This window comes from Amycolatopsis sp. NPDC003676, from assembly GCF_053587275.1.
Map to the genome: position 1 here is coordinate 26,095 of NZ_JBSFNS010000090.1, position 8,778 is coordinate 34,872.

Sequence of the window (8,778 nt, forward strand, 5' to 3'; positions counted from 1 at the left end):
GGGAACCCTGAGGGAATCTGATTCCCTCAGGGTTCCCCTCACGAACCACCCGTCACTCCGCCAGCCTGCGCAGCTCCGCCTTGCGAATCTTCCCGGTCGACGTCTTCGGCAACTCCGCGAACCGGATGTCCCTGGGCACCTTGAAACGCGCCAGCCGCCCCAGCAGCCACTCGACCAAGTCCACCTCGGACACTTCCGCCCCATCGCGGAGGCGGACGAACGCGACCGGCACCTCGCCCCACTTCGGATCGGCCTTCGCGACCACCGCCGCCTCCGCGACCGCCTCGTGGTCCAGCAGCGCGTTCTCGACCTCGATCGACGCGATGTTCTCCCCGCCGCTGATGATCACGTCCTTGAGCCGGTCGCGCACCTCCACATACCCGTCCGGATGCCGCACCGCCACATCCCCGGTGTGCAGCCAACCTCCGGCGAACGCCGCCTCGGTCGCCGCCGGATTATCGAGATACCCCGCCATCACGGTGTTCGAGCGGATCACCAGCTCGCCCAAGGTCTCGCCGTCCGCGGGGACGTCCTCGAACTCCGGAGTCACCACCCGCGCCGACTCGACGTTCACCGTCCGGACCCCTTGCCTGGCCATCATTTTCGCCCGCTCCCCTGGGGCAAGCTCCTGCCACTCCGGCCGCGGAACGCACATCAGCGAAGGCCCGTACGTCTCCGTCATCCCGTACAGGTGCGTCACCTCGATCCCGATCCCGGCCAGCGCCGCGATCGCAGCCGGCGACGGCGGCGCTCCGCCGACCGCGAACTGCACCCGCTGCGCGAACCGCGCGCCGCCGCTCGCCTGCACCAGCATGTCGAGCACGACCGGCGCGCCGCTGAGATGCGTCACCGCTTCCTGCTCGATGAGTTCGAACGCCCGCGCTGCGTCCACTTTCCGGAGCGTGACGTGCCGCGCGCCCGCCGCGGTGACCGCCCAGGTGTAGCACCAGCCGTTGCAGTGGAACATCGGCAGCGTCCACAGATAGCGAGAACTTGGCTGCAGGCCAGTGGAAACGACCTGGCCGAGCGCGTTCAAATAGGCACCGCGATGCGTGTAGACCACGCCTTTCGGACCGGCTGTGGTGCCTGAGGTGAAGTTGACCGCCAGCGGCTGACGTTCATCGCTGGGCAGCCGCAACGGCACCGGAACCGCCGTACGCAACCAATCCTCATAATCCTCGCCGATCACCACGACCGCCCGCAGCTCAGTCGTTCGCTCGGGAACCTGCGCCACCAGCGATTGGTCGACGATGAGCACCTTCGCGCCGGAAAGCCGCAACAACTGCGCGTATTCGTCCGGCGCGAGACGCGTATTCAGCGCCACCAAAGCACATCCGGCCCCAGGCACGCCGTAATGCGCTTCCAGCAACGGCACGCCATTCGGCGCCAGCACCGCAACCCGGTCGCCCTCGCCGAGTCCCAGTTCGCGCAGGCGCCCGGCCAACCGCTCCGCCCGGTCCGCGAGTCGCGCCCACGACACCCGCTCCCCGGCGTCGGTGACCACGCCGATCCCGTCGCCGTCGAGATCGGCGGTGCGCCGCAGGAAACTCAGCGGGCTGAGCGGCACGTCGTTGGCGAATTCCATCCCGGCTCCCTTCACACGACAGCGATCGGGCGCAGCGGCGAACCGGTCCCGCCCCGCAGCGTCAGCGGCAGCGCGACAAAGAGGAAAGCGACGACGCCGTCCGCCGCCAGGTCCTCGCAGTTCACCCATTCCATGATGTGGATCCCGTGCTGTTGCAGCAAAAGCACGTGCACGGGCAGCGGATTGCCCGGCACCGGCGACGGCCGGACCTCGAACGACATCGTGTCCGCGCCGACGTACCGCACCCCCTTCGACACCAGCCACTGCGCCCCGTCCACACCGACGCCGCTGCCGCCGCTCTCCTCGGCGATCCGCGCGGTGTCCGGCCAGAACTTCATCTGCCCGGTCCGCACGAGCACGATGTCCGACCCGGTGATCTCGACCCCTCCCGCCTCGGCCGCCTGCCGCAGATGGTCTTCCCCGACCGCGAAATGCGGCGGCAGGACGTCGAGGCCGAGCAGCTTCGGGATGTCGAGCAGCACGCCGCGGCCGATGATCGGAGCCAGCTCGGACGCGTCGCCGCGCAGCGCACCGTAGTCGCCCAGCGCGTTGTTCGCCGAGGTTCCGCCGTGCCATTCGTCCTCGCTGCCGCACGTGACGTGGCACAGCGCGTCGATGTGCGTTCCGGTGTGCAGGCTGCCGGAGACCAGTTCGGACACATAGCCGAACTCGACGTCGTTCGTGCCGGGCGAATCGAACGGGAAGCGGCCTTCGGCGCGCTGGCCCTGCGGGGAGTTGTACGTGACGACTTCCAGCTGCGGGTTGCCCGCGAACGTCGGCATGTGCCGCCACCAGCCGGTCGACAGGTCGTACACGGAGCCGGACGCGGGCAGGCCGAGGCTGCGCACGAGGTCGGCGTCGGGCGGGGTGCTTCGGGAACTCATGAACACTTCCTTGTGGCCAGAGGGGGTTTCAGACCGTGACGGACAGCCCGGCGTCCACCGGGACGACCGCGCCGGTGATCCCCGCCGCCGACGGGGAAGCCAGGAACAACACCGCCGCGGCGACCTCGGCGGGCTGCACGGCTCGCCCGCGCGGCGTCCGGCCCACCATGCGCTTGCCGGTCGCCGAGGGCAAGAACTCCTTCATCCGCGGCGTTTCCACCAGGCCGGGCGCGATCGCGTTCACCCGCACGCCGAACGGCGCTTCCGCGGCGAGGTACCTGGTGTAGCCGAGCACGCCCGCCTTCGCCGCGGAGTACCAGCTCACGCCGCCGCCGATCACCGTGCCCGCGATCGACGCGACGTTCACGATCGCTTCCGCCCGCTCCCGCACCCGGTCGAGCCAGGACGTCGTGACCAGTTCGACGAGCCCGAGCACGCCGACCACTCCGTCCGCGAACGGCCGCGGCCGCTGGCTCGACGGTCCGGCGTTGTTGACCAGCATTCCCGGCGTGCGCCAGGCCAGCGTGCGATCGAGCGCGGCGGCGACCGACGCTGGGTCTCCGGCATCCGCCTCGACTGGCAGTATGTCGCCGCCCGACTCCTCGGCGAGACTGGTCACTGCCGCGAGGTCGAGATCCCACGCGGCCACCGCGACTCCCAACTCGGCCGCCCCGAGCGCGATCGCGCGGCCGATCCCGCTGCCCGCGCCGGTGACCAAGACACAGCTTCCGGCTTCAAAGCCCATAGTGGTCAGCATCAATACAGTATACTCTTTTACGGAACCTGAAGCCAGATTCCTAAAGGACCACCGAAGGGAAGCGAAAGAGTGTACTCTGCGGTGAGGGTCAGGCTTCCGGCCGCAGCAACGCGGCGATGGCCTGCAGGTGCCGGCGCATCCGGTGCTGGCCCAGCGGCGCGTCCCCGGCGACGAGGGCCGCCACGATCGCTTCGTGCGCCTCGTGCGATTCGCGAGCCGCGTCGCGGTGTTCGCCGCCGGAGGATTCGGCGTCCCATTCCCGCTGCACGATGTCCTGGTCGAGTTGCGCGAGCACTTCCACGAACAATGTGATCGCCGGGTTTCCGGCGAGTTCGGCGATAACGCGGTGCAGATTGCGCGCGTGCCCCCGGGTGAATCCCTGTTCGATGAGTTCGCGTTCGGATTCGAGCGCTTCTTTCAGCCGGACGATTCCCGATTCCGTGAGATTCTCCGCGGCCAGCGCGATGCCCGCGACCTCGAGCGCGGTCCGCGCCTCCATCAACTGCCGGCGGCTCACCTCGGCGTGGCGCAGGTACACCCGCGCCGCGTTGCGCACGACGCCCGGATCCGGTTCTGTCACCACGAGTCCGCCGCCGGGGCCGCGGCGCATCGCCGCCATCTGCTGGTGCTCGACCAGCCGCACCGCCTCGCGGAACACCGCCCGGCTGACCCCGTACCGCTCGATCAGCTCCGTTTCCGAGCCGAGCACCGATCCGACCCGCCAGCCGTCGTCGATGATGTCTTTTTCGATCCGCTCCGACACCTTTTCCGCCAGCCGCCGATTGCCGCCCTTTTCCCCGGCCGGCGAGGCGTTCTTCTTGCTGGTCATCGGTCGACCCCTGTCGGTGCGCGTGCGGCGAATCGGTAATCACGTGGGCCGCGCCAGTCTATACCACGGCGGATTTCCGGCGGGGACGCGGCGAACCGCATTTCCCGTATCCCTCCGCCCGGTATCGCTCAGCGGAGATACGGTGCCAGCAGCGCCCCGGTCATCCGGCGCGCGGTCTCCGCCGCGTGCGCGGAATCGCCTTCCACCAGGCCGAGCAGCGGGTCGAGCCCCTCGACGTGCGGGGCCAGCGCCAGATGCGGCAAGACCAGCAGCAGCAACGACAGCACGATCTCGACATCGGTGTCCGCGCGCAGCTGCCCCGCCGCCACCGCGCGCTCGACCAGCGGCCGCAGCACCGCCAGATAGTGGCTGTTGACCGCCTCGCGGACCGGCGTGCGGGCGACCGGATCGGGTTCGAGGTTGGCCGCCGCGGTCATGGCGCGCTCGAGCGGATGGTCGTAGAAATACCGCACCCACGCGTCGAGCAGCTGGTCGAGCGAGCCGGCGAAGTCCTTGTCCCACGGGAGCTTCTCGATCTCGGCTTCCACGGCCGCGCGGATCCGCACGCTCGCCAGCTCGGCGAGGTGGACGTACATGTCGGCCTTGTCGGTGAAGTACTGGAAAAGGCTGCCCTTCGACACGCCGGCCTCGCGGCAGATCGTGTTGAGGCTGCCGCCGCTGAAGCCGCGCGCCGCGAACTCCGCCTCCGCCGCCGCCAGCACGGCCGCCCGCCGTTGCTCCGGCAGCCGCTCCCACGTTCCCGTCGGCACCGCCGACCTCCTCTTCTTGACTCTCCCCGCCCTCCGATCGTACCCTATGACCACTGGTCATATGACCACCGGTCACAAAGAGGAGAGCGCATGTCCGCGAACAGCTTCCGGGTCTGCGTCGTCGGCGCGGGCTCGTCCGGGATCGCCGCCGTCAAGGTGCTCGCCGAGCGCGGCATCGAGGTGGACTGCTACGAACTGTCCGACCGGGTCGGCGGGAACTGGGTGTGGGGCAACCGCAACGGGGTCTCTGCCGCCTACCGGTCCCTGCACATCAACACTTCGCGGCAGCGGATGGAGTTCAGCGACTTCCCGATGCCCGCGAATCTGCCCGATTTCGCCCGGCACGACCAGATCGCCGACTATTTCGCGGCGTACATGGAGCATTTCGGCTTCGGCGACCGCATCCGGTTCGGCACCGGTGTCACGCACGTCGAGCCGAAACCGGACGGCAGTTTCGCGGTGACACTGTCCACAGGGGACACCGAACGGTATGACGCGGTGCTTGTCGCGAACGGTCACCATTGGGATCCGCGGCTGCCTGAGCCGATGTTCCCCGGCGCTGAAGGATTCCGCGGCGAGATCATGCATTCGCACTCCTACACCGAGGAAGCGCAGCTGGCCGGACGGCGCGTCGTCGTGGTCGGCATGGGCAACTCCGCGATGGACATCGCCGTGGACGCCTCTTATCACGCCGCGGAAACGCATCTGTCCGCAAGGCGCGGGGTCCACGTGATCCCGAAATACGTGTGGGGCAAGCCGTATGACCAGATCGGCGGGAAAGAATGGCTCCCCTCGGCGCTGCGCTGGCCGGTCGCGCGCCGGTTGATGGCCGCCGCGACCGGGCCGATGACGCGGTACGGGCTGCCCGCGCCGGACCACAAGTTCGCCCAGGCGCATCCGACGATGTCCAGCCGCATCCTCGACCGGCTCGCGCACGGGGCGATCACCCCGGCGCCGAACATCGAGCGGTTCGACGGGGACGACGTCGTGTTCACCGATGGCCGCCGGGTCGCCGCGGATCTCGTGGTGTTCTGCACCGGGTACAAGATCAGTTTCCCGTTCTTCGACCGGGATTTCCTCGACCCCTCCGGCGACAACGAGATCCGGCTGTACCGGCGGGTTTTCCATCCGACCGTACCCGGGTTGTATTTCGTCGGATTGGTGCAGCCGCTCGGCGCGATCATGCCGATCGCGGAACGGCAGGCGCTGTTGATCGCCGACCATCTGCAAGGCCGCTACCACCTGCCCGGCGCGGCCGGGATGGAGCGCGAAATCGACACGCACCGGCGGCGGATCTCGCGGCGTTACGTCGCGTCCAAACGGCACACCATCCAGGTTGACTACGACGACTACATGCGCGACCTTCGGCTCGAACGCCGTCGCGGGGCGCGTCGTCCGGCGGGTCGCACTCCCGCCGACCGTCCGGTGGCCAGCGCCGCCGCCCGAGAGGAGATCCCGGCATGAACGTTTCGTTCCCAGTCGAAGGCGACCAATGCGCGGCGACGCTTTACTTGCCAGCGAACGAAAAGCCGCCGGTGATCGTCATGGCGCACGGTCTCGGCGCGGTCCGCGAAATGGGGCTCGCCGCATATGCCGAACGCTTCACCGCTGCCGGATATGCGTGTCTTGTGTTCGACTACCGGCATTTCGGCGACAGCGAAGGCACTCCGCGCCACCTGCTGTCCCCGCGGAAACAACTCGCCGACTGGACCGCCGCGATCGCCTACGCTCGCACGCTCCCCCAGGTCGATGGCGACCGCGTCGTCGCATGGGGCACGTCGTTCGGCGGCGGTCACGTGCTCGCCACTGCCGCGCGCCGTCCGGCCGGTCTCGTCGCCGCGATCGCGCAATGCCCGTTCACCGACGGCATCTCTTCCGCGCTGGCCATGCACCCGGCCAGTTCGGCGAAGGCCACGGCCGCCGCCGCTCGCGATGTCATCGGGCATTGGCTCGGACGGCCGCCGCACCTGATCGCCACCGCCGGTCCGCGGCGAGGCACCGCGCTGATGACTGCGCCGGACGCCGAGCCGGGGTATCTTGCGCTCGTGCCGCCGGGAAGCGATTTCCGCAACGAGGTCACGGCCCGGGCGGTGTTCGACATTCTGCGGTATCGGCCGGGTCGAGGTGCCGGGAGGATCGAAGTGCCGACGTTGTTCGCGGTGTGCGAGGAGGATTCCGTCGCGCCAGCCGGGCCCACGCTGCGGTACGCCGCCCGTGCGCCGCGCGGCGAGGTCCGGACTTATCCGGACGGGCATTTCGCGATCTACCAAGGAGATCCGTTCGAACGAGTGGTCGCGGACCAGGTCGGCTTCCTCCGTCGGCACGTCCCGGTGACGGCATGACCGGGCGGATCGTGGTGTTCGGCGCGACCGGCTACACCGGCGGCCTGGTCCTGGAGTCACTGCTGCGGCGCGGAGTGCGGCCAGTTCTCGCCGGGCGCAACCGGGCCGCGTTGGAGGCTCTTTCCGGGGACCAGGACTTTGAGATCGCGGTCGCGGACGTCAACGACCCCGCCAGCCTTCGCTCTTTGGCCGGACCAGGCGACGTCCTGATCGCCACCGTCGGCCCGTTCGACCGGATCGGCCACGCGGCCGCGCAAGCCGCCGCCGACTCCGGAGCGCACTATCTCGACTCGACCGGTGAGGTCGGTTTCGTCCGCGGTGTCCGGGAGCGACACCATGAGCGGGCGGTCGAGACTGGTGCAGCGATGGTCCCGGCCTTCGGCTACGACTACGTTCCCGGAATCCTGGCCGGTGCACTAGCGGCGCAGGAAGCCGGCGAGGCCGTGCGCACGCTGGAGATCGGGTATTTCGCGACCGGACCGTTCTATCGCGGCTTGAGCCAAGGCACTCGCGAGACCATGCGGGACGGGCTGACCCTGCCGTCGCTGCGGTGGCGGGGCCGACGACTGGTCGAGGAACGAACCGGCAGCCGGGTGCGCGCGTTTCCGGTTCGAGGACGGTCCAAGGCGGCGTTTCTCGTTTCCGGCACGGAAGTGTTGTTTTTGCCGGGGAACTTCCCGTCGCTCGACGAGGTGACTGTCTACAATGGATGGTTTCCCGCGCTGAGCCGGGTGATGCCCGCGGTGTCCGCGCTGACCGCGGTCGCCGGGCCAGTGATGCGGGCGGCGAGCGGGCTGATCAAGGGCCCGTCCGGTGGACCGGACGCCGCCGAGCGCGCGAAAACCGGCGCACAGGTCGTCGCGGTCGCCGATTCCCGGGTCGAGGTGCGGCTTGAGGGGCCGAACGCGTACACGCTCACCGGGGATTTGCTGGCGTGGGCTGCGATTCGGTTGAGCGTCGAAGGCCCGGCGAAGCCCGGCGTGGTGGGGCCGGTGGACGCCTTCGGGCTGGAGCCGCTTCGGGACGGGTGCGCGGAGCTTGGGCTGGTGCGGCAGGAGCCATGAGCGACAACGCCACGCCGCCCGCTCCCGCCGATCTGCTGGCTGCGGCGACGAGGGCGGCCGCCGCGAACGGCGTGGACCACCCGGTCGATATTCACTGGGTGAAAACCGACCGGTATTCGCTCAGGCGCATCGACGGGACGCGACCCCAGTCCAACGACCCGGTTTATCTGATCCAGATGACCGGGAACTTCGTCGCGTATGCCGCCAAGATCCCGCCGGGAAGCAAGGCTCCCCGGGGAAACGCGCTGACCGTCACGGTGGACGCGAGGTCCGGGCAGCTGCTGGGCTGGTCGGTTCTGCTGGAACCGCACGACCTTGCCCGGTTTGGTGAGGTGTCCTCGCTGCGGCGGGAGTTGTGAGGGCAGCAGCGCGTGCTCGCCGTCGCCCGCGAACAGCGCGGTGGCGTGCAGGGCGGCGTCTAGCAGTGCCGGGTGGATACCGAATCCGGCCGCGTCCTCGTGCGCCTGCTCGGGCAGTTCGACTTCGACGAACAGGTCGTCGTCGCGTCGCCACGCCGCACGCACCGCCCGGAACACCGGACCGTACC

9 protein-coding genes and 1 pseudogene are annotated in these 8,778 nt (G+C 69.3%); 4 read left to right on the forward strand and 6 right to left on the reverse strand.

Annotated features, from left to right (window positions below; translation table 11 throughout):
- Nucleotides 1-52: 52 nt before the first annotated feature.
- The 5 genes from ACWDNU_RS34635 to ACWDNU_RS34655 form a co-directional block, all read right to left on the reverse strand.
- A complete protein-coding gene (locus tag ACWDNU_RS34635; protein ID WP_449671969.1) occupies nucleotides 53-1,585 on the reverse strand; it encodes an AMP-binding protein in 1,533 nt (510 codons plus the stop codon).
- A gap of 11 nt (nucleotides 1,586-1,596) precedes the next feature.
- On the reverse strand, nucleotides 1,597-2,469 hold the full coding sequence (locus tag ACWDNU_RS34640; RefSeq protein ID WP_449671970.1) for a cyclase family protein: 873 nt from the start codon (nucleotides 2,467-2,469) through the stop codon (nucleotides 1,597-1,599).
- Between the two features lie 28 nt (nucleotides 2,470-2,497).
- Nucleotides 2,498-3,226: an SDR family NAD(P)-dependent oxidoreductase gene (locus ACWDNU_RS34645; RefSeq protein ID WP_449671971.1), complete on the reverse strand. Its 729-nt coding sequence runs from the start codon at nucleotides 3,224-3,226 to the stop codon at nucleotides 2,498-2,500.
- An 88-nt stretch (nucleotides 3,227-3,314) separates the two neighbouring features.
- Nucleotides 3,315-4,055, reverse strand: a complete 741-nt coding sequence (locus ACWDNU_RS34650) for a FadR/GntR family transcriptional regulator (RefSeq protein WP_370938093.1) — start codon at nucleotides 4,053-4,055, stop codon at nucleotides 3,315-3,317.
- Nucleotides 4,056-4,183: 128 nt separating this feature from the next.
- Entirely contained in the window at nucleotides 4,184-4,825 is a 642-nt protein-coding gene (locus ACWDNU_RS34655; RefSeq protein ID WP_449671972.1) for a TetR/AcrR family transcriptional regulator, read from the reverse strand.
- A gap of 90 nt (nucleotides 4,826-4,915) precedes the next feature.
- Here ACWDNU_RS34655 and ACWDNU_RS34660 point away from each other — a divergent pair, with 90 nt between their 5' ends.
- The 4 genes from ACWDNU_RS34660 to ACWDNU_RS34675 are packed head-to-tail and all read left to right on the forward strand — an operon-like array spanning nucleotide 4,916 to nucleotide 8,590.
- The gene (locus ACWDNU_RS34660) at nucleotides 4,916-6,289 is read left to right on the forward strand and encodes a flavin-containing monooxygenase (RefSeq protein WP_449671973.1); all 1,374 of its coding nucleotides are present in this window, start codon (nucleotides 4,916-4,918) and stop codon (nucleotides 6,287-6,289) included.
- Entirely contained in the window at nucleotides 6,286-7,167 is an 882-nt protein-coding gene (locus tag ACWDNU_RS34665) for an alpha/beta hydrolase (protein WP_449671974.1), read from the forward strand. The genes ACWDNU_RS34660 and ACWDNU_RS34665 overlap by 4 nt, the downstream gene beginning before the upstream one ends.
- On the forward strand, nucleotides 7,164-8,231 hold the full coding sequence (locus tag ACWDNU_RS34670; protein WP_449671975.1) for a saccharopine dehydrogenase family protein: 1,068 nt from the start codon (nucleotides 7,164-7,166) through the stop codon (nucleotides 8,229-8,231). Before ACWDNU_RS34665 ends, ACWDNU_RS34670 begins: the two co-directional genes overlap by 4 nt.
- On the forward strand, nucleotides 8,228-8,590 hold the full coding sequence (locus ACWDNU_RS34675) for a hypothetical protein (RefSeq protein ID WP_449671976.1): 363 nt from the start codon (nucleotides 8,228-8,230) through the stop codon (nucleotides 8,588-8,590). The genes ACWDNU_RS34670 and ACWDNU_RS34675 overlap by 4 nt, the downstream gene beginning before the upstream one ends.
- Nucleotides 8,591-8,644: 54 nt before the next feature.
- Here the strand turns inward: ACWDNU_RS34675 and ACWDNU_RS34680 are convergent.
- Nucleotides 8,645-8,767 (reverse strand): annotated as a pseudogene (locus ACWDNU_RS34680) (polyketide synthase dehydratase domain-containing protein); the annotation flags it as partial.
- Nucleotides 8,768-8,778: the final 11 nt, after the last annotated feature.